The following is a 25,769-nucleotide window of genomic DNA, read 5'->3' on the forward strand; positions in this document are numbered from 1 at the left end:
GCACCCACCAATCGGAAGGCGCAGCGCCCCTATTCAATTCCCGCAAAAGCGGGCGTCTCAGCCGCGCGCGTCCTCCAGGATCATCTCGGCCGCCTTTTCCGCGATCATGATCGTGGGCGAGTTGGTGTTGCCCGAGGTGATCGTCGGCATGACCGAGGCATCCGCGATGCGCAGCCGGCCCAGCTTCTTCAGCCTCAGGCGCGGATCGACGACCGCGTTGTCGTCCGCGCCCATCCGGCAGGTGCCGACGGGGTGGAAGATGGTGGTGCCGATATCGCCCGCCGCTTTCACCAGATCCTCGTGGGTCTGGTAGTCGGGGCCGGGCCGGTATTCCTCGGGTCGGAACTTGGCGAAGGCGGGCTGGGCGGCGATGCGCCGGGTCAGCCGGATCGCCCGCACCGCCACCTCGCGGTCGCCCTCGGTGGACAGGTAGTTGGGGCGGATCGCGGGCTTCGCGCGGAAATCGGGCGATTTCACATGCACGCTGCCCCGGCTTTCGGGGCGCAGGTTGCACACGCTTGCCGTCATCGCCGGGAAGGGGTGCACCGGGTCGCCGAACTTGTCCAGGCTGACCGGCTGGACGTGGTATTCCAGATCCGCCGTCTCCTTCTCGGGGCCCGAGCGGGTGAAGATGCCCAGCTGGCTGGGCGCCATCGACATCGGGCCAGACCGCTTCAGCAGGTATTCGAGCCCGATCTCCAGCTTGCCGCGCAGGCTGCTGGCCTTTTCGTTCAGGGTCGGCACGCCATTGACCTTGTAGACCATGCGCAACTGCAAATGGTCCTGCAGGTTGCCGCCCACCGCAGGCATCTCGACCAGCGGCGCGATGCCGGCGGCCTGAAGCGCCTCGCCATTGCCGATGCCGGACAGTTCCAGCAACGCGGGAGAGCCGATCGCCCCCGCGCTGAGCACCGTCTCGCGCAGCGCGCGCGCCTCGATCCGGCGGCCGTCCTGGTGAAAGACGACGCCGCGCACCTCTCCGCCCTCGACGATCAGCCGCTCGGCCTGCGCGCCGGTCAGGATGCGCAGGTTCGGACGGTTCATTGCCGGGCGCAGGAACGCCTTGGAGGTGTTCCAGCGGATGCCCGACCGCTGGTTGACCTCGAAATAGCCGCCGCCCTCGTTGTCGCCCGAATTGAAATCCTCGGTGCGCGGGATGCCCGCCTGCACCGCCGCCTCGAGGAAGCTGTCCAGCACCTGCCAGCGCACGCGGGTCCGCTCCACCCGCCACTCGCCGCCCGCGCCGTGCAGGTCGTTCTCGCCCGCATGGTAGTCCTCGGCGCGGCGGAACAGCGGCAGCACGTCGTCCCAGCCCCAGCCGGTGCAGCCCATCTGCGCCCACTGGTCGTAGTCGCGCGCCTGTCCGCGCATGTAGATCATGCCGTTGATCGAGGAACAGCCGCCCAGCACCTTGCCACGCGGATAGATCAGCGAGCGGCCGTTAAGCCCCGGCTCCGCCTCGGTCCGGAAGCGCCAGTCGGTGCGCGGGTTGTCGATGCAGTAGAGATAGCCGACCGGAATATGGATCCAGTGATAGTTGTCGCGCCCCCCGGCCTCCAGCAGCAGCACGCGGTTGGCGGGATCGGCGGACAGCCGGTTGGCCAGCACGCAGCCCGCGCTGCCGGCGCCGATCACGATGTAATCATACTGGTCCATGCACCTTCTCCGTTCCCCGGCGCATCACGGCCGGGGCTGGATGCCGGGGCGCGCCCGGCCGTGGGAAACATACAAAAACGTACCGGGCCCCGTCGGGGCCCGGCCCGAAGATCAGTTCTCGGGGTTGAAGCCCAGCCTGCGGCCCAGCTTCGAGGCGTAGAACTCGCCCACCAGCCCGCGGCGGAACACCAGCACGCAGACCATGAACACCACGCCGGTGATGATCGTCACCGGGAAGTCCGAGGTGGCCAGGTAGTTCTGCAGCGTCACCACCAGACCCGCGCCGAAGACCGGGCCGATCAGGGTGCCGATGCCTCCCAGCAGCGTCATCAGGATGACCTCGCCCGACATCTGCCAGGCCACGTCGGTCAGGGTGGCGAACTGGAACACCAGCGCCTTCACCCCGCCGGCCAGCCCGGTCAGCGCCGCGGACATGACGAAGGCCGCCAGCTTGTAGCGCGCCACCGAATAGCCCAGCGAGGTGGCCCGGCTCTCGTTCTCGCGGATCGACTTCAGGATCATGCCGAAGGGCGAATTCACGATCCGCCAGATCATCAGCATGCCCAGCAGGAACACGCCCAGCACGAAGTAGTACATGTTGATGTCGTTCGTCAGGTCGATGAAGCCGAACAACTGGCCGCGCGGCACCGACTGGATCCCGTCCTCGCCCCGGGTGAACCCGGCCTGAAGGCAGAAGAAGAAGAACATCTGGCTCAGCGCCAGCGTGATCATCGCGAAATAGATGCCCTGACGCCGGATCGCGATGGCGCCCATGATCAGGCCCAGCACCGCCGCGCCCGCGACGCCCAGCAGGACACCGAATTCGGGCGACCAGCCCCACTCCTTCACCGCATGGGCGGTGAAATAGGCCGATCCCCCGAAGAAGGCGGCATGCCCGAAGCTCAGCAGCCCGGTATAGCCCAGGAGCAGGTTGAAGGCCGCCGCGAACAGGGCGAAGCACAGAAGCTTCATGACGAAGATCGGGTACAGCATGAACGGCGCCACCAGCAGCCCGGCCAGAAGCACCAGCAGCAGGACGGTACGCACGCCCGATGCATTCGGCAGCACGTCGATGGTTTCGGTCGCGATGGGTTCGGATTTCACTGCCATGTCACGCATCCTTTCCGAACAGACCCGCGGGACGCAGGATCAGCACGATCGCCATGATGACGAAGATCACGATGTTGGACGCCTCGGGGTAGAACACCTTGGTCAGGCCCTCGGCGATGCCCAGCATGTAGCCGGTGACGATGGCGCCCAGGATCGAGCCCATGCCGCCCACCACGACCACCGCGAAGACGATGATGATCAGGTTCGACCCCATCAGCGGGCTGACCTGGTAGATCGGCGCGGCCAGCACCCCGGCGAATGCCGCAAGCGCCGCGCCCAGCCCGTAGGTAAAGGTCAGAAGCAGCGGCACGTTCACGCCGAAGCTCTGGACCAGCGTCGGGTTCTCGGTCGCCGCCCGCAGGTATGAGCCGAGCTTCGTCTTCTCGATCAGCAGCCAGACCCCGATGCAGACGATCAGCGACGCGACGACGACCCAGCCGCGATAGATCGGCATGAACATGAAGCCCAGGTTCACGCCGCCCTGCAACGCCGCCGGACCGGCATAGGGCTGGCCCGCCGCGCCGAAGAAGTAGCGGAAGGTGCCCTCGATCGTCAGCGACAGGCCAAAGGTGAACAGAAGCCCGTAGAGATGGTCGAGCTTGTAGAGCCGCGACAGCATCGTGCGCTCGATCGCGGCGCCCACGATGCCCACGATGGCGGGCGCCAGGATCAGCGCCGACCAGTAGCCAAGCCCAAGCCACACCGCCAGCAGATAGGCCGCGAACGCGCCCAGCATGTACTGCGCGCCGTGGGCGAAGTTGATCACGCGCAGCAGGCCGAAGATGACCGCAAGGCCAAGGCTGAGCAGCGCGTAGAACGATCCGTTGATCAGGCCGACCAGAAGCTGGCCGAACAGGGCGGCCGTCGGCACGCCGAATATCGTCATCATGTCAGACCCCCAGCGCCTGGTTCAGTTCCTCGCGGCGGACTTCCATCTCGCTCACGGGGAATTCCATGACCATCTGTCCGTGATCCATCAGGTAGAAGCGGTCCGCGACCCTGCTGGCGAAGCGGAAGTTCTGTTCCACCAGCACCACGGTCATGCCGCGGCTTTTCAGTTCGGTCAGCACCTCGCCGATGGCGTCGATGATGACCGGGGCCAGGCCCTCGGTCGGCTCGTCCAGCAGCAGGCAGCGGGCGCCGGTGCGCAGGATGCGCGCGATCGCCAGCATCTGCTGCTCGCCGCCCGACAGCTTGGTGCCGGGGCTGTTGCGCCGCTCCTTGAGGTTGGGGAACAGCTTGTAGATCTCGTCCACCGACATGCCGCCCTCGGCGACCTTCGGCGGCAGCATCAGGTTCTCGTCCACGTTCAGCGTGGCGAAGATGCCGCGCTCCTCGGGCACGAAACCCAGACCCGTATGCGCCGTGCGGTGCAGCGGCGTCGCCATCAGATCGTGCCCCGCGAACCGGATCTCGCCGGTGCGCTTGCGCAGGATGCCCATGACGGTACGCAACGTGGTCGTCTTGCCCATGCCGTTGCGCCCGAGAATGCAGATCGTCTCGCCCTGGTTCACATGCATGTTCACGCCGTGCAGGATATGGCTTTCGCCATACCACGCATGCAGGTCCGAGACGTTCAGAAGCGGCTCGCTCATGCCTCGCTCCCCATGTAGGCGGTGCGCACGACCGGGTCGTCTGCGACGGACCGATAGTCCCCCTCGGCGATGATCTCGCCCCGGGCCAGAACGGTCACATGATCGCAGATGTCTGCCACGACCGACAGGTTGTGCTCGACCATCAGGACGGCGCGGTGCTGCGCCACGTCGCGGATGATGCCGGCGACCATCTTCACATCCTCGCGGCCCATGCCGGCCATCGGCTCATCGAGCAGCAGCACCTCGGGATCGAGCGCAAGCGTGGTCGCGATCTCCAGCACGCGCTTGCGGCCATAGGACAGGTCCGCTGCGCGGGTATCGCGGTATTCGGTCAGGCCCAGTTCATCGATCAGCACGTCCGCGCGACCGTTCAGCCGGTCGAGAGAGGACAGCGGCAGCCAGAACTGCGTGGCCAGGTTGTTCGGGCGCTGCAGCGCCACGCGCACGTTCTCGAGCACCGTCAGATGCGGGAACACGGCGGAAATCTGGAAGGACCGGACAAGGCCCATCCGGGCCACGCGGTCGGGTTTCATGCTGGTGATGTCCGTCCCGAGCAGCGTGATGTTGCCCCGGGTCGGTTGCAGGAACTTGGTCAGCAGGTTGAACACCGTCGTCTTGCCGGCGCCGTTCGGCCCGATCAGCGCGTGGATGCGCGCATGGTGCACGTCCAGGTCCACGTTGTTGACGGCGGTGAAGCCCGAGAAATCCTTGCCAAGGCCGCGGGCGGATAGCACCACCCGCGGCTGGTCCTGCTTGCTCACAGGATTTGCGTTCATCGACCCGACACGCCTTACTGCGTCACGAGCGGGCAGCCGCTCTCGGCCGGGTTGATGTAGGCCACGTCGCCGGGAATGGTCGCGAGGACGTTGTAATAGTCCCAGGGCGTGGTGATCTGGTCCGGCGCCTTCACTTCCATCAGGTACACGTCCTTGATCATGCGGCCGTTCGGCGCCACGGTGCCGTTCTCGGCAAAGAGGTCGCTGACCGGCAGCTCGTGCAGCTTGGCGGAAACCGCCTCGGTGGCGTCGGTGCCTGCCGCCTCGACCGACTTCAGGTACTGGGCGACCGCCGAGTAGGTGCCGGCATGCACCATGTTGGGCATGGCGCCGGTGCGCTCGAAGAAGCGCTCGGCAAACGCACGGCTGTCATCGGTGCGGTTCCAGTAGAAGCTTTCGGTCAGGGTCAGGCCCTGCGCCGCCTCGGCGCCCAGGCCGTGCACTTCGGCCAGGGTGAACAGCAGCGCCGCCAGGCGCTGGCCGCCCTGCACGATGCCGAATTCGGCCGCCTGCTTGATCGCGTTCTGGGTGTCGGCGCCGGCATTGGCCAGGCCGATCACCTTGGCACCCGAGGCCTGCGCCTGCAGCAGGAAGGACGAGAAGTCGTTGGACGCCAGCGGGTGACGCACGGAACCGAGAACCTCGCCGCCCTGGGCCTTGACGAAGTTGCCGGTGTTCTCTTCCAGCGAATAGCCGAAGGCGTAATCGGCGGTCAGGAAGTACCAGGTATCGCCGCCCTGCTCCACCAGCGCGCCGCCGGTGCCCACGGCCAGCGCGTGGGTGTCATAGACCCAGTGGAAGCCGTAGGGCGAGCACTGCGCGCCGGTCAGCTCGGTCGTGGCCGCGCCGGTGGTGATGGTGATCTTGCCGGCATCGCGCGACAGCGCCTGCACCGCGAGCGCCACGGACGAGGTGGTCAGCTCCATGATGCTGTCGACCTGCTCGGTGTCGTACCACTGGCGGGCGATGTTCGACGCCACGTCGGGCTTGTTCTGGTGGTCGGCGGTCACGACTTCGATCGGCGCGCCCAGAACGGTGCCCCCGAAATCCTCGACGGCCATCAGCGCCGCCTCGTAGGAGTAGCGACCGCCGAAGTTGGCATAGACGCCGGACTGGTCGTTCAGGATGCCGATCTTGACGACATCGTCGCTGACCTGCGCCAGGGCGGGCGTGGCGAGCGCCCCGATCGCCGCAGCGGACATGAGCAATTTACGCATGATATATCCTCCCGTGCCAACCTGCGCGCAGGACGCAGGTTCAGTTGCGCCCGGCGGGTTGATCTACGATTTCGGTTCTATTCCATCGACCGCCTCCCCAGACAGGCCGACGGCGCAAAACTACAGGATTCCCGCTTTGACACAACCGTTCAGTTAAGGCTAATTCCATACACTAGCTGTACGAAAACGAACACAAACCGAAGCCATGGCCCATCTCACCTGGGACGATCTGCAATTCTTCCTGGCGGTCGCCCGCGAGGGCCAGCTTTCGCGCGCCGCGCGCCAGCTTCAGACCAGCCATGTCACGGTTTCGCGCCGGATCGACCGTCTCGAATCCGCACTCAAGCTGCGCCTGTTCGAGCGTAATCCCCGCGGCTACGAACTGACCAGCACGGGCCGGCGCCTGGTCGAGACGGCCGAGCGGATGGAGAACGAGGCCGACCGCCTGCTGGTGGACCTGACCGGCGACATCGGCGCCCAGCGCGGCGTCCTGCGGGTCGCCGTGCCCGAGGGCTTTGCCAGCTTCTTCAGCAAGAACCTGCTGCCGGAATTCCAGACCCGGTTTCCCAACATCGCGCTGGAACTCATCACCCTGCCGCAGATCATGTCGCTGTCCCGGCGCGAGGCCGACCTGTCGGTCACGCTCGACCCGACCAAGGCCACGCCCTACCACTCGGAAAAGATCGTGGACTACGCGTTGCACATCTATGGCGCGCGCAGCTATCTCGAACGCAACGCGCCCATCACCCGGCGCGAGGATCTGCTCGAACATCCCTTCGCCGGCTACATCGAGGAGATGATCTTCGCCCGCGGCCTGGACTACCTGGGCGAGGTGCACCCAAAGATACGCCCCGTGTTCAAGAGCTCGTCGATCTTCAACCAGCTCGCGGCGACACGGGCCGGGCTGTACCTGTGCGTGCTGCCCCATTACGTCGCGCGCCACTACACCGACCTGGTGCCGGTGCTGCACGACGAGGTGACGATCCTGCGCAACTACTGGCTGACCTGCCACCGGGACGTGCGCCCGATCCCGCGCGAACGCGCGGTGATGGAATTCATCAAGTCGGCGATGCGCGCACGACGCGGCGAACTGCTGCCCGAGGGGCACTGACCGCACCCTGAAAGCGGTGCTGGAATTTGCACCACGGCCGCCTGATTTGCGCACATGCCGCGCAACAACTGGTGATTTTGTCGACAATCCGACGATTTCCACCCACTGACGCGCCCCCGAAAGCGCGACCCGCCCGCATCGAGCCCTAAGCCAAGCTGCGTCGGGCCGCATGTGACTGGGGGGATCGGCCGACATCCCTGAACCGCGCCCCAGGCAGGAAAGGAAGTCACATGGAACGCCGCAAGTTTCTCACCGGAACCGCCGCCGCCGCTGCCGCGGCCCCGCTGGCCGCACCGCGCATGGCCCGCGCGCAGGACAGCTTCGCCTGGCGCATGACCAACTCCTACGGCCCCGGCTCGCCCTTCTACGTCGAGGGGCCGGGCAGCCCGACCGACATCATCGCCAAGATCGACGCCATGTCGGGCGGAAGGCTGAGCATCCAGCATTTCGCCGCCGGTGAACTCATCCCCGCCTTCGAGGGCTTCGACGCGGTCCAGCAGGGCGTGATCGAGATGAACGCCTCGAACAGCTATTTCTGGTCCGGCACCACCTTCGCCGCACAGTATTTCACCACCGTGCCCTTCGGCATGAGCTTCCAGGGCCACATGGCCTGGCTCTACCACGGCGGCGGATGGGATCTGTGGCAGGAAGTCTACGAGCCCTTCGGACTGGTCGCCTTTCCGATGAACAACACCGGCGTCCAGATGACCGGCTGGTTCCGCGAACCGATCGAGGATCTGAGCCAGTTCCAGGGCCTGCGCATGCGCATTCCCGGCCTTGCCGGGCAGGTCTATGCCACGCTGGGCGTCGATGTGCGCCTACTGCCGGGCGGCGAGATATTCCCCGCGCTGGAACGGGGCGTGATCGACGCGGCCGAATTCGTCGGCCCCTACCAGGACCGCCGCCTGGGCCTGCAGAACGCGGCCAGTTTCTACCACACCACCGGCTGGCACGAGCCTTCGACCACCGGCGAGCTGCTGATCTCCAGGGCGGCCTGGGACGGGCTGCCCGCCGATCTTCAGGCGATCGTCCGCACCGCCTGCATGGCCGCCTGCCTTGAAAGCATGACCTGGTCCGAGGCCGTCAACGGCGAGGCGCTGGTCGACCTGGTCGAGAACCAGGGCGTGACCGCCGCCGTGCTGCCCGACGCCGTGGTCGACACCCTGCGCGAGGCGACGCTGGACACGCTGGAAACGGCCGCCAACGCCGATCCGATGGTGCGCAAGGTCCATGACAGCTACATGGCCTTCAAGGCGCAGCATGATCGCTGGGCCGGCATCTCGGAAGCGCCCTGGATCAAGAACGTCCTGCAGCTCTGACATGCAGGCGATTTCCCGCTTCGTGCACGGGGTCGAGGCGGCGGTCCGGCTTTTCGGCTGGATCGCCGCGGCGAGCTGCGTGGCTCTCGTCTTCCTCGTCGCGGGCGACGTGGTGGTGCGCTACGTCTTTCGCGCCGGGGCGGTCTGGCTTCAGGAACTGCACTGGCACCTGATCTCGCCCATCGCGCTGTTCGGGATGTCCTACGCGCTTTACTGCGGCGAACAGGTCCGGGTGGACGTCTTCTACGAACGCTTCCCGCCCTGGCTCTGCCGCATCATCGAGGTCGCGGGCGGGCTGCTTCTGCTGGTGATCGGCCTTTACGCCACGAAGCTTTCGCTGCCCTGGGTCGAAATGGCCTGGGTCCGCGGCGAGGCGTCCCCGAATCCGGGCGGCCTGCCCTGGCGCTGGGCGCTCAAGGCGCTGATCCCGCTGGGCTTCGTTCTTCTGGCCCTTCAGGGGCTGGCACATGCGCTGCGGCACGGGCTGAACCTGCCGCGCCCTGACATCCGCTAGGGACAGATCATGTCACCCAATGAAATGCTGGCGATCGGCATGATCGCCGTGCTGTTCACGCTGCTGCTGATCGGCCTGCCGGTGGCGGTGGCCATCGCCGCCTCGGCCTTCGTGTTCGGCTATGCGGGCTTCGGTCCGGCGCTGTTCAACCTGCTGCCCTCGCGCATCTATGGCGTGGTCACGAACTACACCTTCCTTGCCATCCCGCTTTTCGTCTTCATGGGCGTGATGCTGGAAAAATCCCGACTGGCCGAGGAACTCATCGACGTGGTGGGCCATCTCTTCGGGCGCATCGCGGGCGGCATGGGGGTCGCGATCATCCTGGTGGGCGTGCTGCTGGGGGCGGCCACCGGCATCGTCGGCGCCACCATCGTGACGCTGGGGCTGCTGACCCTGCCGCCGCTCTTGCGCCGGGGCTATCCGAAGTTCCTTGCAACCGGGATGATCTGCGCCAGCGGCACGCTGGGCCAGATCATCCCGCCCAGCCTGGTGCTGATCCTGCTGGCCGAGATCCTGGGCGAGTCCGTCGGCACCATGTTCGCCGCGGCCATGGTCCCGGGGCTGGCGCTTGCCGGTGTCTACATCCTCGCCATCCTTGCCGTCGCGGCCTGGCGCCCGGCGCTGATGCCGCCGATCCCGGCCGAGGAACGCGCGGCCCTGCCCACGCGCGTGCTGCTGCGCAAGGTGGTCGTCGTGCTGGGTCCGCCGGTGGGCCTGGTCTTTGCGGTGCTGGGATCGATCATCGGCGGCATCGCCGCCCCGACCGAGGCGGCGTCCATGGGCGCGCTTGGCGCGCTGGTGTTCGTCGCGCTGTCGGGCCGGCTGACCCGCGACCTGCTCTGGCAGGTGGCGCGCTCGACGCTGCTCATCTCGGCGATGGTGTTCTTCATCCTCATCATGGCGCAGGTCTTCGGCCTCGCCTTCCGCGGCCTTGGCGGCGAGCACCTGGTCGAGCGGATGTTCGAGTGGGTGCCGGGCGGCGTGAACGGCGCGCTTCTGTTCATGATGCTGCTGGTCTTCGTGCTGGGCTTCTTCCTGGAATGGATCGAGATCACCTACATCGCCCTGCCCCTGTTCCTGCCGTTCTTCGCGAATGCCGGGGTGGACCTGGTCTGGCTGGGCGTGCTGATCTGCGTGAACCTTCAGACCAGTTTCCTGACGCCGCCCTTCGGCTGGTCGCTGTTCTTCCTCAAGGGCGTCGCCCCGAAGGAGGTGACCACGCTTGACATCTACAAGGGGGCGATCCCTTTCATCGGGCTCCAGTTCGTGGCCCTCGCGCTGGTGTTCCTGTTCCCCGGGCTTGCCACCTGGCTGCCCGAAGCGATCGGATGGTAGAATGCTGACTTCGGCCCTTGGCTATCGCGGCGCGACAAGCGCGCCGCACCGCGCCGCAGCCCTTGCCGGGCGCGACATCCTGAACGCGGGCGGCACCGCGATCGAGGCGATGGTCGCCGCCGCCGCCGCCATCGCGGTCGCCTATCCGCACATGAACGGCATCGGGGGCGACGGCTTCTGGCTGATCCACCGCCCCGGTCAGGCGCCCGTGGGCGTTTCCGGCTGCGGCCGCGCGGCGGGGCTTGCCACGCCCGAATGGTATGCCGAACGCGGCCACGAGGACGCGATCCCGGCCCGCGGCGCGCTGGCGGCGCTGACCGTTCCCGGCACCATCGACGGCTGGGCCAGGGCGCTGAGCCTGGTGCCCGAGGCACGCCGCCTGCCGCTGCGCGACCTGCTGGCGCCGGCCATTGCGCTTGCCCGCGACGGCGTCGCCGTGACCGGCAACCAGTCGGCCACCACGCGCGACAAGCTTGCCACGCTGAAGGGCGTGCCGGGTTTCGACGAGGCGTTCCTCGTGCACGGCCAGCCACCCGCGCCCGGCCACCTGTTGCGGCAGGAGGCGCTGGCCCGGACGCTCTCGCGGCTCGCCGAAGCCGGTCTCGACGATTACTACCGGGGCGAGCTGGCCGCGGTCCATGCGGATTTCCTCGAGTCGCAGGGCAGCCCGCTCAGGCTGGACGATTTCCACCGCTTCGGGGCAGAGATCGTGACGCCGCTGAGCGTGGGAACCCGTGCGGGGCAGCTCTCCAACATGACCCCACCAACGCAGGGCGTCGCCTCGCTGATGATCCTCGCGCTCTATGACCGGCTGGGCGTGACCGAGGGCGAGGGCTTCGACCACCTGCACGGGCTGATCGAGGCGACCAAGCAGGCCTTTCTTCGCCGCAACGCGGAACTGGGCGACCCGGACCACATGGCGACCCCGGCGCAGGACTGGCTGCGCGATGAAGCGCTCGACCCGCTGGCCGCGCGGATCGACCGCGCCCGCGCCCTACCCTGGCCCCATGAGCCGACGCCGGGCGACACGATCTGGATGGGCGCGGCGGATGCGAACGGCTGCGTGGTCAGTTTCATCCAGTCGGTGTTCTGGGAGTTCGGCTCAGGGCTTACCTGCACGGATACCGGCGTCTTCTTCCAGAACCGCGGCGCGGGGTTCACGCTGGGGGACGGGCCGAACCGGCTGCGCCCCCATGCCCGCCCCTTCCACACGCTGAACCCGGCGCTGGCGCATCTGTCAGACGGGCGGGTGCTGGCCTATGGCACCATGGGCGGCGAGGGGCAGCCGCAGACCCAGGCGGCGGTGTTCACGCGCCATGTGCTCTACGGCCAGGATCTTCAGGCGGCGGTGACCGCGCCGCGCTGGCTTCTGGGCAAGACCTGGGGCGATGCCACGACCACGCTGAAACTGGAGGACCGCTTCGACCCGGCCCTGGTCGCGGCGCTGCGCGACGCCGGCCACGATGTCGAGATGATCGCCCCCTTCTCGGACCTTGCGGGCCATGCGGGGGCCGTCTCGCTGCACCCGAACGGGCTGATCGAGGCGGCAAGCGACCCGCGCGCCGACGGGGCGGCGCTGGCCTTCTGAGCGTCGTCAGGCGTTGAACCGCACCTCGCCGAGGGCGGTGATGTCGTAGCCGCCCAGATGGGCTGCGCGGGCGCGCAAGGCGTCGCTGCGGGCAAAGGCCAGCAGCGCCTGCACCGCCGGGCCGAAATAGTCCCGGCGGCGCAGGACCAGGTCGAAGCATTCGTCCGCCACCAGCGGCAGGAAGCCAAGCGCGCCCGCGGCGGCACGCAGGCCAAGGCCGCAATCCGCCTCGCCCATCTCGATCATGGCGGCCAGGTCGGCCTGGCTCTCGGCGATGCGCGGGGCGGTGGTCAGGTTCTCTGCCGTAAGCCCCTCCTGCGCCAGCAGCAGGTCGAGCAGCCGCTGCGACCCCGCCCCCGGCGTGCGCGCGGCAAAGCGCAAGCCGCGCGCGGCCACGTCGGCAAGGCCCGTGATCGCCAGCGGATTGCCGGGCGCGGTCAGCAGCCCCTGGGTGCGGCGCGCCCAGTGGATCACCACGATATCCGGCCCCGGCAGGTGGCGGCGCACCGGCCCGAGATTGTAGCTGCCCCCGCCCTCGGGCAGATGGCAGCCGGCAAGCAACGCGCGGCCCGCGGCCAGTTCCTCAAGCCCGTGGGTCGAGCCATGGGTCAACACCGCCAGCCCCGCGCCAGACTGGCGCAGCGCCCATTCCAGAAGCGGATCGCTGGACCCGGCATAGATCGGCGGCGGGGGCGCGATCCCGGTCGCGGGCAGTTCGGTCTGCGCCTCGAGCCAGGCATCCACCAGCCGGCGCGGAAACAGCAGCTTTCCGGTCGCCCGGCTGAAGGGGATCTGCTGGCGCGAGACCATCTCGTAGATGGTGCGTTCCTTCACCCGAAGGTAATCGGCGACCTCGGCGGTTGTCATCAGCGTCGCGGCATCCTGCGGAATGCGCATAATCCTGCATTTTCCTGCAAAACTTAAGCATTTGAACCCTATGCTGAAATCTGTTTCTTATCCAGTGGTATCTGGAGAGGGATGCGCCAGTTGGACGGGCCCTTCGGCACGGCGTTCGAATTGATCGCTTCGGGCGATGCGACCCTGATGGGGATCATCGCGCTGTCGCTGCGCGTCACCCTGACCGCGGTCGTCCTGGCCTGCCTCATCGGCCTGCCGCTGGGCGCGGCGCTTGCGCTGGGGCGGTTTCCCGGGCGCGGGGCGGTGATCGTCCTTTTCAACGCGCTGATGGGCCTGCCGCCGGTTGTGGCGGGGCTGGTGGTCTACCTGGCGCTGTCGCGCTCGGGGCCGTTCGGCGGCCTGGCGCTGCTGTTCACGCCCACCGCCATGGTGATCGCCCAGACCATCCTGATCCTGCCCATCGTCGTTGCCCTGACCCGTTCGGTCGTGGAGGACCTGTGGACCGAGTACCGCGAGCAGCTTCGCTCGCTGGGCGCGTCGCGGCTGCGGGCGGTGCCGACGCTCTTGTGGGACGGGCGGGTGAGCCTGCTGACCGGGGTGCTGGCGGGCTTCGGGCGGGCCAGTGCCGAGGTGGGGGCGGTGCTGATCGTGGGGGGCAACATCGCGGGGCATACCCGGACCATGACCACCGCGATCACGCTGGAGACGAGCCGCGGGAATCTTGGTCTGGCGGTGGCGCTGGGGATCATCCTGATGGCGCTGACGCTGGGGTTGAACACGGCCGCCTGGGGCCTGGGACAATGGGCGCGGGGGCGGCTGGGATGAGGCCGGAGCGGGGGATCATGGCCAGGAAATCCGTGCTTCCGCTGCGTCTGGAAAACGTATGTCTCGCGTATGGCACGCGTATGGCACTTTCGGACATCTCGCTGACCGTCAGACCCGGCCGCACGCTGGTCGTGATGGGCCCGAACGGGGCTGGGAAAAGCATGTTCCTGCGGCTTTGCCACGGGCTGATCGCGCCGACCACGGGCCGCATCCTGTGGGCCAGCGGCGAGGCGCGACCGCAGGCGCAGGCGATGGTGCTGCAACGCCCCGTCATGCTGCGCCGGAGCGTGGCGGCGAACCTGGACTATCCGCTGGTGCTGGCGGGGCTGCCGCGCGCCGAACGCGCGGCGCGGGTCGCGGCGGCGCTGGAGCGGTTCGGGCTGGGCGAGATGGCCGACCGGCCCGCGCGGCTGCTGTCGGGGGGCGAGCAGCAGCGGCTGGCGCTGGCGCGGGCCTGGACGATGCGCCCGGAGGTGCTGTTCCTGGACGAGCCGTCCTCGTCGCTGGACCCGTCGGCCACGCGGCGCATCGAGGAGATGATCGAAAGCTTCGCCGCCGACGGCATCACCATCGTCATGAGCACGCATGACCTGGGCCAGGCCCGCAGGCTGGCCCGGGACGTGGCGTTCCTGCATCGCGGGCGGCTGCTGGAAAGCACCCCGGCCGATGCCTTTTTCGCGCGCCCCGAAAGCGCCGAGGCCCGCGCCTTTCTTGCGGGCGACCTGATCTGGTGAAACGCGAGGACTGACATGCGCAATGCGATCCGTTCCGCCGCCTTAGGACTTGCGGTGGCGCTGACCGGCCTGCCGGCGGCGGCGCAGGAGTTCATAACCCTGGCCTCGACCACCTCGACAGAGAATTCGGGGCTGTTCGGGCATATCCTGCCGATGTTCCAGAAGGCGACGGGGATCGCGGTGCGCGTGGTGGCGCAGGGCACCGGGCAGGCGCTGGAGACGGCCCGGCGCGGCGATGTGGACGTGGTGTTCGTCCATGCCCGTGCCGCCGAGGAGCAGTTCGTGGCCGAGGGCCATGGCGTGGCGCGCATCGAGGTGATGTACAACGACTTCGTCATCGTGGGGCCAGCCGCGGACCCCGCGGGCATCCGCGGCGCGGACAGCGCGGCCGCCGCCATGGCGGCCATCGCCGGGGCGGGCGCGTCGTTCGCCTCGCGCGGGGATGACAGCGGCACGCATGTGGCCGAAATGGCGCTGTGGGCCGCGGCCGGGATCGACCCGGCGGGCGACTGGTACCTGGAAACCGGGTCGGGCATGGGGGCCACGCTGAACACCGCGGCGCAGGTTCCGGCCTATGCGCTGACCGACCGCGGCACCTGGATCAGCTTCGAGAACCGGGGCGGCCTGGCGATCGGGTTCGAGGGCGACCCGGCCCTGTTCAACCCCTATGGCGTGATCCTGGTCAACCCGGAGAAGCACCCGCATGTGAAGGCCAAGGCCGGGCAGGCCTTCATCGACTGGCTGATCTCGGACGAGGGCCAGGCGGCGATCGCGGGCTTCCAGCTGAACGGGGAGCAGCTGTTCTTCCCGAACGCGCGGTAGGGGGCAGCGCCGGACCCGGGCCTTGTGCCGGGGTTTGGCATCCGGCGCTTTCCCGCCGCGACGATCCGCTGTAACGCTTCGGCCAAAAGGCTGGGCAAGGGGAGGCGGGCCATGACGGGCGAGAGGCTGCATCAGGGGGAACTGGAGGCGCTGGCGCGCGCCGTGCTGCAAGGTTGCGGCGTGCCGGAGGGACCGGCGGCGGATTGCGCGCAGGTGCTGGCGATGGCCGACATGATGCGGCTGCACACGCATGGGCTGTCGCGGCTGCTGTCCTATGGCGCGCGGCTGAAATCGGGCGGCATCGACCCGCAGGCGGAATTCGCGGTCGAGGCGCTGGCCCCCGCGATCCGGCGCATCCGGGGCAACAACGGGCTGGGCCCCGCGCTGGGGATGCTGGGCCTGCGCGAGGCGATGGCGGCCGCGCGCGAGGCGGGGATCGGCATGGCGCTGGTCGCCGGGTCCAACCATTTCGGGCCCATCGCCCCCTATGCCTGGCTTGCGGCGCAGGAGGGGTTCGCGTCGCTGATCGCGTCCAATGCGTCCACGACCATCGCGCCGTCGGGCGGCAGCGATGCGCGGCTGGGCAACAACCCGATGGGCTTCGGCTTTCCCAACCCGGACGGCGATCCGATCATCCTGGACATGGCGATGTCGGTGGCGGCGCGGGCCAAGATCCGGGACGCCGCCAGGGCCGGCAAGCCGATCCCCGAGGGATGGGCCACGGATGCGGGCGGGCGGCCCACCACCGATCCCAACGCGGCGCTGAAGGGGTTCCTGCTGCCGCTCGGCGGCTACAAGGGCTACGGACTGTCGCTGTGCGTGGACATGCTGACCGGGCTTCTGTCGGGGGCCGCGTATCTGACCCATGTGAAATCCTGGGTGGACGAGCCGGAGGCGGCGCAGAACCTGGGCCATGCCTTCGTGCTGATCGACACCGCCCGGCTGATGCCGCGCGCGGATCTTGCGACGCGGATGGGGGATTTCGCCGATATCCTGCATGCAAGCCCGCCGGTGGACCCCGACCATCCCGTGATGGTGCCGGGCGAGCGGGAGATGCGGCATTTCCATGCCGCGCGGGCGAATGGCGTGGCGCTGCCCGAGGATCTGCTGGCGACCCTGCGGCAGATGGCGGGCTGAGGGGTCAGGCGCCGGGGCGCAGGATCCCCGACAGAAGTCCGGTCTGCGGCGGGGTGTCGGTGAACTCGATGCCCTGCTCTATGTGGCGCAGGTGTTCCTCGACCAGGTGGGCGGCGGTCTTGGCGTCGCGCGCGGCGATGGCATCGACGATGCGCGCGTGTTCGTCATCGGCGCAGAGCGAGGCCTTGGCCCGCGCGTAGAGCCCCAGGATCAGCGAGCTGCGCAGGGTCAGGTCGGACAGGTACTGTTCCAGCACCGAATTGCCGCCGAGGCGCGCCAGCATCAGGTGAAAGGCGCGGGAGGCGCGAATCGCCTCGGGGCGGCTGTCGCCCCCGGGCAGCGCGCGCTCGGCCGCGACATGGGCCCTGAGGGCGGCGATATCGTCCTCGGTCGCGTTCAGGACTGCGTTGCGCGCAATGGTCGCCTCGACCGTGCGGCGGGCCTGGAACACGTCGCGCGCCTCTTTCGCGGTGGGGGTCGCGACAAAGGCGCCGCGGTTGGGCTGGTGGTCCACGACGTGATGCGCGGTCAGCGTCGCCAGCGCCCGGCGCACCTGGGCGCGATTGCAGGAAAACAAGTCGCTTAGCGCCTGTTCGCCCAGCTTGGTCCCGGCCTTCAGCCGCTGGTCGGCGATGGCGTCGAGGATGCTGTCCACGATCACGGTTTCGGGCAACTGGGTCATGCCCGAGCGTTAGTCGGCGGGCCCCATTTCCGCAACAGGAAAGCCATGCAGAATTTGCAAACTTGCTTTGCGGTTTAAAATTGGTAACAATCTTGGGCAACATTAAGTGACAACACAGTGGAGGCCCAGGCCATGAAGATCGCCGTCATCAACCCCAACGCGACGGAAAGCATGACCCGGAAGATCGCCGTCGCCGCCCGGGCCGCCGCAGCGTCGGGCGTCACGATCGAGGCGCGCACCGGGATCGGCGCGCCCGCCTCGATCGAGGGGCATCACGACGAGGCGATGGCGGTGCCCGCGTTGCTGGCACAGGTGCGCGAGGCCGAGGCGGCTGGCGTGGACGGCATCGTGGTCGCCTGTTTCGACGATCCGGGCATCGGCGCCTGCCGCGAGCTTGCCACCGGGCCGGTCATCGGCATCTGCGAGGCGGCGGTGAAGGCGGCGAGCATGATCGCCACGTCCTTCACGGTGGTGACCACCCTGCCCCGGTCGGTCCCCATCATCGAGGAAATGGTCCGCCGCTACGGGCTGTCGCACCAGTGCCGCCGGGTGCGGTCAGCCGCGATCCCGGTGCTGGCGCTGGAGGAGCCCGGCTCGAACGCGCGCTTCCTGGTGCGCGACGAGATCCTGCGCGCCGTCGAGGAGGACCGCTGCGAGGCGGTGGTGCTGGGCTGCGCGGGCATGTCGGACCTGGCCCGCTGGCTGAGCGAGGAAACCGGCGTGCCGGTGATCGACGGCGTGACCACGGCCACGAAATTCGTCGAGGCGCTGGTCGGCGCGGGCCTGAAGACCAGCAAGATCGGCGCCTATGCGGCGCCCAATCCGAAGTAGGATAACCGAACCAGGGAGGAAGAAATGACAACGACCGACAACTACGAATTGGCGGCAATGGACCATCATGCGCCCGAGACGGTGCTGGAGAAGGGGCTGGGCGAGGAATCGCTCGCCCCGCAGGAGACGCGGATCATGGACCAGTGGTCCTATCTGTTCGCCTGGCTGGGCGGCTGCGTGTCCATCGGGACCTTTACCATCGGCTCTGGCCTGGTGGGCACGCTGAACCTGCTCCAGGTGGTGGTGGCCATCGCAATCGGCTGCACGGTGATCGGGGTCGCGCTGATGATCAACGGCGCGGCCGGGCACAAGTACGGCATCCCCTTCATGGTGCAGGCGCGGTCCGCCTTCGGCTTCGGCGGCGCGCGGATCCCGGCGCTGGTGCGCTCGGTCCCGGCGATCGTGTGGTACGGCTTCCAGAGCTGGATCGGGGCGGGGGCGCTGAACCTGGTCTCGGCGACGCTGTTCGGCTATGACAACATGATCGTGTTCTTCATCGGCTTCCAGGCGTTGCAGATCCTGCTGTCGGTGCTGGGCTTCCACGGCATCAAGTGGCTGGAGAACATCGGCGCCGTCTTCATCGTGGGCGCGCTGGTCTACATGTTCTTCAGCGTGATCGGCAAATACGGCGACGAGATCAGCACCAACCTGATCAATGTCGAGGGCACCTGGGGCGCGCCGTTCTGGGGGGCGACCATGCTGTTCCTGGGCATCTATTCCACGATGATGCTGAACGTGTCGGATTATTCCCGCGAGTTGCGCCACGAGGTCGGGCGCGTGCGGCAGGTGGCGATCTATGCCAACTCGATCCTGCCCGCGACGCTGTTCATGGGGCTTATCGGGCTGATGGTGTCGGGCGCCACCGGCGAGGTCGATCCGATCAAGGTCTTCTCGAGCGCGGTGGACAACAAGCCGCTGCTGGTCATCACGCTGCTGTTCATCGCCTTCGCGCAGGTGACGACGAACATCCTGAACAACGTGGTGCCGCCCGCCTATGCGCTGATGGACACCTTCAAGCTGAGTTTCCGCACATCGGCGGTGATCGTGGGGCTGCTGGCCTTCGCCACCTTCCCGTGGGAACTGGTCAAGGACGAGTCCGCCGCAGGCCTGAGCCTGTTCATCCAGACCTACAGCGCCTTTCTCGGGCCGATCTTCGCGATCCTGGTGGTGGATTACTACGTCCTGCGCCGGCAGACGCTGGACCTGGACAAGCTGTACGACGAGACCGGGGCGTATTCCGGGTTCAACCCCGCGGCGCTGATCGCGATGGCGGTGGGCGTCGTGGCGGCGCTGACCTTTTCGGGGGTGTCGTGGTATGCAAGCCTGATCCCGGCGGGGCTGACCTACTGGCTTCTGATGCGGCACCTGCCGGCGGCGCGGCGCTTCATGGGCTGAGGCAGCCAGGGAAACGACGGCCGGGGCCCCCTTGCGGGGCCCCTTGGCATTCGGGGGGCTGCGGCGCAGGGGCGCGTTTCGGGATCGCGGGCATCAGGGCATGATCGGGCGCATGAAACCGATGATCCCCGGACTGACCGCCGCGGCGCTGATGCTGGCGGCAGGCACGGGCGCGGCGCAGGATGGCGCGGCGCTTTACATGGAGCATTGCGCCGCCTGCCATGGCGCGTCGCTGGAGGGGCAGCCGGACTGGCAGAGCCGCGGCCCCGACGGGCGCTTTCCCGCGCCGCCCCATGACGCGAGCGGCCACACCTGGCACCACGGCGACGGAATGCTGATCGACTACATCACCCGCGGCGGGCAGGCGGTGCTGGACGACATGGGCGTCGCATTCGCATCCGGCATGCCCGGCTTCGGCGAGGTGCTGGGCCAGGACGAGATCGTGGCCATCCTGGACCACATCAAGGAAAGCTGGCCGGAGGCGATCCGCCGCGTGCAGGAGGCGCGCACGGCGGCAGAGGCCGGAAACTAGGACTGCGCCGCGTCCCGCGCCAGGTCGGCAAGGATCGGGCAGTCGGGCCGGTGATCGCCGGCGCAACCGGCGACCAGCGTGCCAAGCGTGGCGCGCATGGATTGCAGTTCCCTGATCTTGGCGTCGATCCGGGCCAGATGCGCCTGGGCGAGTTTCTTCACGTCCTCGCTGGCGCGGCTTTCATCCTCGTAGAGACCGAGCAGCGCGCGGCACTCCTCGATGCTGAAGCCCAGCGCCCGCGCCCGGCCCAGAAAGGCCAGCTTGTGCACGTCCGATTGCCGGAAGGCGCGGTAGCCGTTGGTGTCGCGGGCGGGCCGGATCAGGCCGATATCCTCGTAATAGCGGATCGTCTTGGCCGGCACGCCGGACGCTTCGGCCGCATCCCCGATGTTCATGGCAAGTCCCCTCTCCATCTTCATTCCGCCGGCGCGAGGCGCGTCTGCCCGCCACCGCCACCCGGGCGGGGCAACTCGGCCATGAGCGGCCTGATCCGCCGCAGGCGCAGCGCGTTCGACAGCACGAACACGCTCGACATCGCCATGGCGCCCGCCGCCAGAACCGGCGACAGCAGCAGCCCCGTGACCGGGTAGAGCACGCCCGCCGCGACCGGGATCAGGGCGACGTTGTAGGCAAAGGCCCAGAACAGGTTTTCCCGGATGTTGCGGATCGTGCGGCGGCTGACTTCCAGCGCGTTCACGACGCCGCGCAGGTCGCCCGACATCAGCACCACGTCGGCGCTTTCGATGGCGACATCGGTGCCGGTGCCGATGGCGATGCCGACATCCGCCGCGGCCAGCGCCGGCGCGTCGTTGATGCCGTCGCCGACATAAGCCAGCCGGGCGCCGCCCGCGCGCAGGTCGTGCAGGGCCGCCACCTTGCCGTCGGGCAGCACCTCGGCCACCACCTGGTCGAGGCCAAGCTCGGCCGCGATGGCGTCGGCGGTGGCGCGGCCGTCGCCGGTGATCATGGCGACGCGCAGGCCCATGCGTTTCAGCGCGGCAATCGCCTCGGGGGTGGAGGGCTTGAGGCGATCGGCCACGGCGATCAGGGCTGCGGCCTTCCCGTCGATGGCGGCGAAAAGCACCGTCTGCCCCTTGCGCGCCCGCGCCGTGGCCTGTTCCGAAAGCGCGCCGAGGGTGACGCCCTCGCGGGTCATCAGCCGCTCGGCCCCGATCAGGATCGCCCGGCCCTCGACCGTTGCCGAGACGCCGAAGCCGGTGTGCGACCGGAAGCCGGTGGCCTGCGGCAGGTCCAGACCGCGGCCGCGCGCGGCGCGTTCGATGGCGGCGGCGACGGGGTGTTCCGAAGCCGCCTCGACCGCCGCGACAAGGCGCAGCACGGTTTCCTCGTCCTGGCCGGGGGCGAGGTCGAGCGCCACCAGTTCGGGGCGGCCTTCGGTCAGGGTGCCGGTCTTGTCGAGGGCGATCACGCCCACCTCGTGCAGGGACTGGAGCGCGTCGCCCTTGCGGAACAGCACCCCCATGTCGGCGGCGCGTCCCGTGCCCACCATGATCGAGGTGGGCGTGGCCAGCCCCATGGCGCAGGGACAGGCGATGATGAGGACCGCGACCGCCGCCACCAGCGCGTGCGAGAGGCGCGGCTCTGGGCCGATGGCCAGCCAGACGACGAGGGTGAGCAGCGCCGCGGCCATCACAGCCGGCACGAAGTAGAGCGTGATGCGGTCCACCAGCCCCTGTATGGGCAGCTTCGCGCCCTGCGCGTCCTGCACCATGCGGATGATCTGGGCGAGCATGGTGTCGCGGCCCACGCGGGTCGCGCGGAACACCAGCGCGCCGGTGCCGTTGACGGTCCCGCCTGTCACCTCGGCGCCCTCGGCCTTTTCCACGGGGACGGGTTCGCCGGTGATCATGGACTCGTCCACGAAGCTGTCGCCCCGGATGACGGCGCCATCGACGGGGATGCGCTCTCCGGGGCGGACATGGACGATGTCGCCCTGGCGGATCGACTCGATCGCGATGTCCGAGACGGCGCCGTCGCGTTCCACCCGCGCGGTGCGGGGCTGAAGCCCCACCAGCCGCGCGATGGCGGCGCCGGTGCGGCCCTTGGCGCGCGCCTCGAGGAAGCGGCCGAGCAGGATCAGCGTGACGATCACCGCCGCCGCCTCGTAATAGACGGCGGCGCTGCCCGGCGGCAGAAGCCCGGGCGCAAAGGTCGAGACGACGGAAAAGCCCCAGGCGGCCAGGGTGCCCACCGCGACGAGGCTGTTCATGTCGGGCGCGCGTTTCGCAAGGGCGGGCAGGCCGAGCCGGTAGAAGCGCCGGCCCGGACCGGCCAGCACCAGCGTGGTCAGCACGAATTGCAGCACCCAGGACTGCCACATGCCGATGCGGGTCATGACCAGGTCGTGCATGGCGGGGATCAGGTGGCTGCCCATTTCCAGCACGAAGACCGGCAGGGTCAGCGCGCCCGCGATCAGGGTCTGGCGGCCGAGATCGGCGATCTCGCGCGACTTCTCCTCGGCGCGGGCGTCCTCGGTACGGCCGCCGCGGGGTTCCGCCTGGTAGCCCGCCTCGGCGATGGCGACGATCAGGCGGGCAGGCAGGTCCGGGACGGCGGCGTGGCGGATGGTGGCGGTTTCGGTCGCAAGGTTGACGGAGGCGGCGGTGACACCGGGCACCGCCCTGAGCGCCCGCTCGACACGGCCCACGCAGGAGGCGCAGGTCATGCCGGTCACGCTGAGCGCGGTTTCCTCTTCGGCGGCGGGATAGCCCGTCTCGGCAAGGCGTTCGAGCACCGCGGCAATGTCGGGGGTTCCGGCAATGCGTGCACTCTCGGTTGCGAGGTTCACCTCGGCGCGGCTGACGCCCGGCAGGGAGGAGAGTGCACGCTCGACCCGGCCCACGCAGGAGGCGCAGGTCATGCCGGTCACGCGCAGGCGGAGGATGCGTTCGCTGCCCGCTGACATGGCAGGCTCCTTTCGTTCGTTGTCCATTTTCCGGGAGATGGGGCTTCCAGTCACTGGAAGGTCAAGGGGGGCAACAGGATTTTTCCGCTGGCGGCCAATGTGACGTGTTGCACTGCAATATGTTGAAAGCGTTCACTCTTGACCACAATTTGACCCAAAATATGTGTGGAATTCACACAGATGGGTCGGCTTGTATCGCCGGGGCAGTATTTTTTGCGTCTTGGTTTCTGGAGTGTGTAACGATGATGTTTCGTGCGTTTTTTGAGCGTGGCGGGTCCCATTCTGGTGGCGACGGCGCGGGTGGAACCAAGAACCAGACCGATTCGGATGGACCGTCAGCGGGACTTCCGCAGGGCCGGGACAGCGAAGCCGACGCGCAAGCCCAGGCAAGCGACACGGATCGGCACCGCGCAAAGGATATCTTCGACGACCAGACGCTGAGCCAGCTGTTCGCGCATGCGATGCCGGATGCCACGGCCGATGCCGATGAAGAGCGGCAGGACACGCCCGCGGACCGGATTGCCCGCGCCGCCCGCGAGGCCGGCGCGCCGCAGGAGGCGGCGGCGTCGCTGCTGCTGATGATCGCGCGCACCCAGAAGGAAGCCGGCCAGACAGACCTGGCCATCAGCAACTACCGGCTGGTGCTGAAGCTGGTCCCGGACCCCGCCGCCGCCTTCGAACTGGCGGAGCTGCTGCTGCCGCGCGGCGAGACCGAAGAGGCGATAGCCCTTCTGCGCGGCGCCATCGCGGACGGCACCACGGAAAACCGCGCCTGGCTGCGGCTGGCCCGCGCCCTTGGCGCCGAGAACCGCGCCGCGGAGGCCTTGGAAATCGCGGCGGACGGGCACGCCCGGTTTCCCCAGTGGGCAATGATGACGCTGGAATACGCAGCCGCGCTGCACCGCGTGCACCGGACACAGGAGGCGATTGCGGTGCTGGAGGGGATGTTGGACCATCCCCGCCTGGGCAATGGCGCGCGCATACAGCTGGCAAGGATCTACTTCGATACCCAGCGGCTCGAAAAGGTGCTCGACATCACGGCACAGGTATTGGAGCGCGACCCGAAGCACGACGGCGCTGCGGTCCTGAGGTTCAAGGCACTGGAAAAGATGCACGGCCCGCGGACCGCTGTCGAAAGGCTGGAGGAATTCCTCGAAGGTTCTGCGGACAAGTCTGCCCTGGTGCAGGCCTATGGTCTTGGGTTCAAATGGCTTGGCGAAGATGGGCGAATCCAGGACGCGTACAGACTGGCGCAAGGCCTGCTGAACGAGCCGTCGCTCATCGCCGGCAAACCGGGAATGTCCCTGCTGATCGCAAGGGTCGCCCTTGCTGCGGGCGATACTGAAAGTGCGCGGCGCCTGGCGCTTCAAGCCGTCTATCGCCTGACCCCGGAAAACATGATCGCGGGGCTTCAACGGGTTCTACCGGACCTGTTGATCGACAATCCCACCCCGGCAAAGCTCGACAGGATCCTGGCGGCGCTGGACTCTCACCCGGAGGTGGCGAGGGCCGCGCAGAACCGACTCAGCCTCGAGTCCGGCGACTTTGACGGGTACCTGAAGACAACACTCGGCGCGGAGAGCCCGGGCCCTAAAAGCGCACAGGAACTCATGTCCGCATTCTTCACCCTGACCAACCAGGGTGAGTACGAACAGGCAAAAGAGCTTCTGAAAAACTATTCCGGCTATGACAGCTTCACGGACGAACAACTTCAGGGCGTCCTGGAGGGGAGTTCGCTGGTCAATGACGACCGGCTGCGAGCAATGCTGGCATCCAGGATTCTTGTGAGAATGGAGCATTCCAACGAAACGGATCTCGTTGAAATACTTCAATTCTATGTCGCACTCTCGGAGGGCGGGGTGGACGAGGCGGTGGAGCGGATCCTGCATCTTGCCGACGAGATGAAGCTGACAGAGAAGCTGGTCTTCTTTCTGCTTTCGTATTCCGACGCGATCAGGGCGGCCATCACGAATGCCGGAACGGGCCACCGTTTCGATTGTCTTCTGGAAAAAATCGCAACGATATCGGATCGGAGATCGAACCGGGTCATGCTGGAGATCCAGCGCGACATGGCGCAGAAACTGTCACGCGCGCTGGGGCCGACCCCCGATTGCCTTGTGACCCTGCTCATCCCCGTGCATCGCGAGCAGGACCTGGAGAATATCAGGCAGAATGTCCTGAGGCAGACCTATTCGAACATGGAGGTCATCGTCCTGCCAAACGGGCCGCTCGCTGACGGTAGAAAGACCCAGGAGGTGCTTGGCTCGATGAGATCGACACGCATTGTCCCGGTTGCCCACGGGACGATCGGTCATATCCTGAATTCCGGCATGGCACTCGCCAAGGGCAAGTACATCCTGCGGATGGATTCCGATGACACCTACCTTCGAAACCATGTAGTGAATACAGTTCGGATACTCGAAGGAACAAAGGTTGACCTTGTTTACAAGAAATCTCACTTTGTGCACTTCGAGAAGATTGGCCGGGTCTATCTTATAAGCTCTGGAAAGTACTTCGACGAGGGGCTGGGTGGCACCGGCGGCACCCAAGGCTTTCGCACAGACATCCGGGAACGGTATCAGTACTGCGAGACGGTGGAACGAAGCGAAGACATCATCTTTGCCGAAAAGATAATGCGCGACGGGGGGACGGTCATAGCCGGCGACCCATTCGACTACATCATGAATCGCAAGGCCGACAAGTCACAGCACACCTGGCACGCATCTGACTTCCACCTTTTCGGCGAGCCTGTACTGATTGGAACATCGGAAGACATCATGGGTCTTTCCAAAGACGTAATATGAAA

23 protein-coding genes are annotated in these 25,769 nt (G+C 67.6%); 13 read left to right on the top strand and 10 right to left on the bottom strand.

Features of this window, described 5'->3' with window-relative positions; all coding sequences use genetic code 11:
- Positions 1-57: 57 nt before the first annotated feature.
- The 6 genes from HMH01_RS14855 to HMH01_RS14880 all read right to left on the bottom strand — a co-directional run bounded on the left by HMH01_RS14855 (position 58) and on the right by HMH01_RS14880 (position 6,354).
- Positions 58-1,656 (bottom strand): GMC family oxidoreductase, encoded by a 1,599-nt coding sequence (locus HMH01_RS14855; RefSeq protein WP_171326539.1) that lies wholly within the window; start codon positions 1,654-1,656, stop codon positions 58-60.
- 111 nt (positions 1,657-1,767) lie between these two features.
- A complete protein-coding gene (locus HMH01_RS14860; protein WP_171326540.1) occupies positions 1,768-2,766 on the bottom strand; it encodes a branched-chain amino acid ABC transporter permease in 999 nt (332 codons plus the stop codon).
- Between the two features lies 1 nt (position 2,767).
- The gene (locus HMH01_RS14865; RefSeq protein WP_171326541.1) at positions 2,768-3,655 is read right to left on the bottom strand and encodes a branched-chain amino acid ABC transporter permease; all 888 of its coding nucleotides are present in this window, start codon (positions 3,653-3,655) and stop codon (positions 2,768-2,770) included.
- A 1-nt stretch (position 3,656) separates the two neighbouring features.
- Positions 3,657-4,361: an ABC transporter ATP-binding protein gene (locus HMH01_RS14870; protein WP_171326542.1), complete on the bottom strand. Its 705-nt coding sequence runs from the start codon at positions 4,359-4,361 to the stop codon at positions 3,657-3,659.
- Entirely contained in the window at positions 4,358-5,137 is a 780-nt protein-coding gene (locus tag HMH01_RS14875) for an ABC transporter ATP-binding protein (RefSeq protein ID WP_171326543.1), read from the bottom strand. The genes HMH01_RS14870 and HMH01_RS14875 overlap by 4 nt, the downstream gene beginning before the upstream one ends.
- A 14-nt stretch (positions 5,138-5,151) precedes the next feature.
- The gene (locus tag HMH01_RS14880) at positions 5,152-6,354 is read right to left on the bottom strand and encodes an ABC transporter substrate-binding protein (RefSeq protein WP_171326544.1); all 1,203 of its coding nucleotides are present in this window, start codon (positions 6,352-6,354) and stop codon (positions 5,152-5,154) included.
- 205 nt (positions 6,355-6,559) lie between these two features.
- Here HMH01_RS14880 and HMH01_RS14885 point away from each other — a divergent pair, with 205 nt between their 5' ends.
- The 5 genes from HMH01_RS14885 to HMH01_RS14905 all read left to right on the top strand — a co-directional run bounded on the left by HMH01_RS14885 (position 6,560) and on the right by HMH01_RS14905 (position 12,221).
- Positions 6,560-7,465: a LysR family transcriptional regulator gene (locus tag HMH01_RS14885; RefSeq protein ID WP_171326545.1), complete on the top strand. Its 906-nt coding sequence runs from the start codon at positions 6,560-6,562 to the stop codon at positions 7,463-7,465.
- A 230-nt stretch (positions 7,466-7,695) separates the two neighbouring features.
- Positions 7,696-8,784: a TRAP transporter substrate-binding protein gene (locus HMH01_RS14890; protein WP_171326546.1), complete on the top strand. Its 1,089-nt coding sequence runs from the start codon at positions 7,696-7,698 to the stop codon at positions 8,782-8,784.
- Between the two features lies 1 nt (position 8,785).
- Positions 8,786-9,298 (top strand): TRAP transporter small permease subunit, encoded by a 513-nt coding sequence (locus tag HMH01_RS14895; RefSeq protein ID WP_171326547.1) that lies wholly within the window; start codon positions 8,786-8,788, stop codon positions 9,296-9,298.
- 9 nt (positions 9,299-9,307) lie between these two features.
- Entirely contained in the window at positions 9,308-10,633 is a 1,326-nt protein-coding gene (locus HMH01_RS14900) for a TRAP transporter large permease (RefSeq protein ID WP_171326548.1), read from the top strand.
- A 1-nt stretch (position 10,634) separates the two neighbouring features.
- Positions 10,635-12,221: a gamma-glutamyltransferase family protein gene (locus HMH01_RS14905; RefSeq protein WP_171326549.1), complete on the top strand. Its 1,587-nt coding sequence runs from the start codon at positions 10,635-10,637 to the stop codon at positions 12,219-12,221.
- 6 nt (positions 12,222-12,227) lie between these two features.
- On the opposite strand, the gene HMH01_RS14910 is transcribed toward HMH01_RS14905, so the two are convergent.
- On the bottom strand, positions 12,228-13,118 hold the full coding sequence (locus tag HMH01_RS14910) for a helix-turn-helix transcriptional regulator (RefSeq protein WP_171326550.1): 891 nt from the start codon (positions 13,116-13,118) through the stop codon (positions 12,228-12,230).
- Between the two features lie 81 nt (positions 13,119-13,199).
- Here HMH01_RS14910 and HMH01_RS14915 point away from each other — a divergent pair, with 81 nt between their 5' ends.
- From HMH01_RS14915 to HMH01_RS14930, 4 genes are all read left to right on the top strand, one after another.
- Positions 13,200-13,904, top strand: a complete 705-nt coding sequence (locus HMH01_RS14915) for an ABC transporter permease (RefSeq protein WP_171326551.1) — start codon at positions 13,200-13,202, stop codon at positions 13,902-13,904.
- A gap of 80 nt (positions 13,905-13,984) precedes the next feature.
- Positions 13,985-14,638: an ATP-binding cassette domain-containing protein gene (locus tag HMH01_RS14920; RefSeq protein ID WP_246237414.1), complete on the top strand. Its 654-nt coding sequence runs from the start codon at positions 13,985-13,987 to the stop codon at positions 14,636-14,638.
- A 15-nt stretch (positions 14,639-14,653) separates the two neighbouring features.
- A complete protein-coding gene (locus HMH01_RS14925; RefSeq protein WP_171326553.1) occupies positions 14,654-15,460 on the top strand; it encodes an ABC transporter substrate-binding protein in 807 nt (268 codons plus the stop codon).
- 111 nt (positions 15,461-15,571) lie between these two features.
- On the top strand, positions 15,572-16,597 hold the full coding sequence (locus HMH01_RS14930; RefSeq protein ID WP_171326554.1) for an Ldh family oxidoreductase: 1,026 nt from the start codon (positions 15,572-15,574) through the stop codon (positions 16,595-16,597).
- A gap of 4 nt (positions 16,598-16,601) precedes the next feature.
- On the opposite strand, the gene HMH01_RS14935 is transcribed toward HMH01_RS14930, so the two are convergent.
- On the bottom strand, positions 16,602-17,279 hold the full coding sequence (locus HMH01_RS14935) for a GntR family transcriptional regulator (RefSeq protein WP_171326555.1): 678 nt from the start codon (positions 17,277-17,279) through the stop codon (positions 16,602-16,604).
- Positions 17,280-17,411: 132 nt separating this feature from the next.
- Here HMH01_RS14935 and HMH01_RS14940 point away from each other — a divergent pair, with 132 nt between their 5' ends.
- From HMH01_RS14940 to HMH01_RS14950, 3 genes are all read left to right on the top strand, one after another.
- The gene (locus HMH01_RS14940) at positions 17,412-18,110 is read left to right on the top strand and encodes an aspartate/glutamate racemase family protein (RefSeq protein WP_171326556.1); all 699 of its coding nucleotides are present in this window, start codon (positions 17,412-17,414) and stop codon (positions 18,108-18,110) included.
- A 24-nt stretch (positions 18,111-18,134) separates the two neighbouring features.
- Entirely contained in the window at positions 18,135-19,505 is a 1,371-nt protein-coding gene (locus tag HMH01_RS14945) for an NCS1 family transporter (protein WP_246237415.1), read from the top strand.
- A 112-nt stretch (positions 19,506-19,617) separates the two neighbouring features.
- Entirely contained in the window at positions 19,618-20,037 is a 420-nt protein-coding gene (locus HMH01_RS14950) for a c-type cytochrome (protein WP_171326557.1), read from the top strand.
- Here the strand turns inward: HMH01_RS14950 and cueR are convergent.
- Together cueR and HMH01_RS14960 are read right to left on the bottom strand one after the other, a co-directional pair.
- Complete coding sequence (gene cueR / locus HMH01_RS14955) at positions 20,034-20,432, bottom strand: Cu(I)-responsive transcriptional regulator (protein ID WP_171326558.1); 399 nt, start codon at positions 20,430-20,432, stop codon at positions 20,034-20,036. The two genes, HMH01_RS14950 and cueR, sit on opposite strands and share 4 nt — an antisense overlap.
- Before the next feature lie 20 nt (positions 20,433-20,452).
- Positions 20,453-22,963 carry a heavy metal translocating P-type ATPase gene (locus HMH01_RS14960; protein ID WP_171326559.1) on the bottom strand — a complete coding sequence of 837 codons (2,511 nt, stop codon included), beginning with the start codon at positions 22,961-22,963 and terminating at the stop codon, positions 20,453-20,455.
- 242 nt (positions 22,964-23,205) lie between these two features.
- Here HMH01_RS14960 and HMH01_RS14965 point away from each other — a divergent pair, with 242 nt between their 5' ends.
- Positions 23,206-25,767 (top strand): glycosyltransferase, encoded by a 2,562-nt coding sequence (locus tag HMH01_RS14965; RefSeq protein ID WP_171326560.1) that lies wholly within the window; start codon positions 23,206-23,208, stop codon positions 25,765-25,767.
- Positions 25,768-25,769 lie beyond the last annotated feature (2 nt).

Source organism: Halovulum dunhuangense, assembly GCF_013093415.1.
Taxonomy (GTDB): domain Bacteria; phylum Pseudomonadota; class Alphaproteobacteria; order Rhodobacterales; family Rhodobacteraceae; genus Halovulum; species Halovulum dunhuangense.

Coding starts and splice junctions, on each gene's coding strand:
- HMH01_RS14870 (WP_171326542.1), bottom strand. CDS start 4,361: ATGAGCGAGCCGCTTCTGAACGTCTCGGACCTGCATGCGTGGTATGGC.
- HMH01_RS14885 (WP_171326545.1), top strand. CDS start 6,560: ATGGCCCATCTCACCTGGGACGATCTGCAATTCTTCCTGGCGGTCGCC.
- HMH01_RS14880 (WP_171326544.1), bottom strand. CDS start 6,354: ATGCGTAAATTGCTCATGTCCGCTGCGGCGATCGGGGCGCTCGCCACG.
- HMH01_RS14865 (WP_171326541.1), bottom strand. CDS start 3,655: ATGATGACGATATTCGGCGTGCCGACGGCCGCCCTGTTCGGCCAGCTT.
- HMH01_RS14960 (WP_171326559.1), bottom strand. CDS start 22,963: ATGTCAGCGGGCAGCGAACGCATCCTCCGCCTGCGCGTGACCGGCATG.
- HMH01_RS14940 (WP_171326556.1), top strand. CDS start 17,412: ATGAAGATCGCCGTCATCAACCCCAACGCGACGGAAAGCATGACCCGG.
- cueR (WP_171326558.1), bottom strand. CDS start 20,432: ATGAACATCGGGGATGCGGCCGAAGCGTCCGGCGTGCCGGCCAAGACG.
- HMH01_RS14935 (WP_171326555.1), bottom strand. CDS start 17,279: ATGACCCAGTTGCCCGAAACCGTGATCGTGGACAGCATCCTCGACGCC.
- HMH01_RS14925 (WP_171326553.1), top strand. CDS start 14,654: ATGCGCAATGCGATCCGTTCCGCCGCCTTAGGACTTGCGGTGGCGCTG.
- HMH01_RS14860 (WP_171326540.1), bottom strand. CDS start 2,766: ATGGCAGTGAAATCCGAACCCATCGCGACCGAAACCATCGACGTGCTG.
- HMH01_RS14920 (WP_246237414.1), top strand. CDS start 13,985: ATGGCACTTTCGGACATCTCGCTGACCGTCAGACCCGGCCGCACGCTG.
- HMH01_RS14965 (WP_171326560.1), top strand. CDS start 23,206: ATGATGTTTCGTGCGTTTTTTGAGCGTGGCGGGTCCCATTCTGGTGGC.
- HMH01_RS14930 (WP_171326554.1), top strand. CDS start 15,572: ATGACGGGCGAGAGGCTGCATCAGGGGGAACTGGAGGCGCTGGCGCGC.
- HMH01_RS14895 (WP_171326547.1), top strand. CDS start 8,786: ATGCAGGCGATTTCCCGCTTCGTGCACGGGGTCGAGGCGGCGGTCCGG.
- HMH01_RS14905 (WP_171326549.1), top strand. CDS start 10,635: ATGCTGACTTCGGCCCTTGGCTATCGCGGCGCGACAAGCGCGCCGCAC.
- HMH01_RS14855 (WP_171326539.1), bottom strand. CDS start 1,656: ATGGACCAGTATGATTACATCGTGATCGGCGCCGGCAGCGCGGGCTGC.
- HMH01_RS14945 (WP_246237415.1), top strand. CDS start 18,135: ATGACAACGACCGACAACTACGAATTGGCGGCAATGGACCATCATGCG.
- HMH01_RS14875 (WP_171326543.1), bottom strand. CDS start 5,137: ATGAACGCAAATCCTGTGAGCAAGCAGGACCAGCCGCGGGTGGTGCTA.
- HMH01_RS14950 (WP_171326557.1), top strand. CDS start 19,618: ATGAAACCGATGATCCCCGGACTGACCGCCGCGGCGCTGATGCTGGCG.
- HMH01_RS14900 (WP_171326548.1), top strand. CDS start 9,308: ATGTCACCCAATGAAATGCTGGCGATCGGCATGATCGCCGTGCTGTTC.
- HMH01_RS14910 (WP_171326550.1), bottom strand. CDS start 13,118: ATGCGCATTCCGCAGGATGCCGCGACGCTGATGACAACCGCCGAGGTC.
- HMH01_RS14890 (WP_171326546.1), top strand. CDS start 7,696: ATGGAACGCCGCAAGTTTCTCACCGGAACCGCCGCCGCCGCTGCCGCG.
- HMH01_RS14915 (WP_171326551.1), top strand. CDS start 13,200: ATGCGCCAGTTGGACGGGCCCTTCGGCACGGCGTTCGAATTGATCGCT.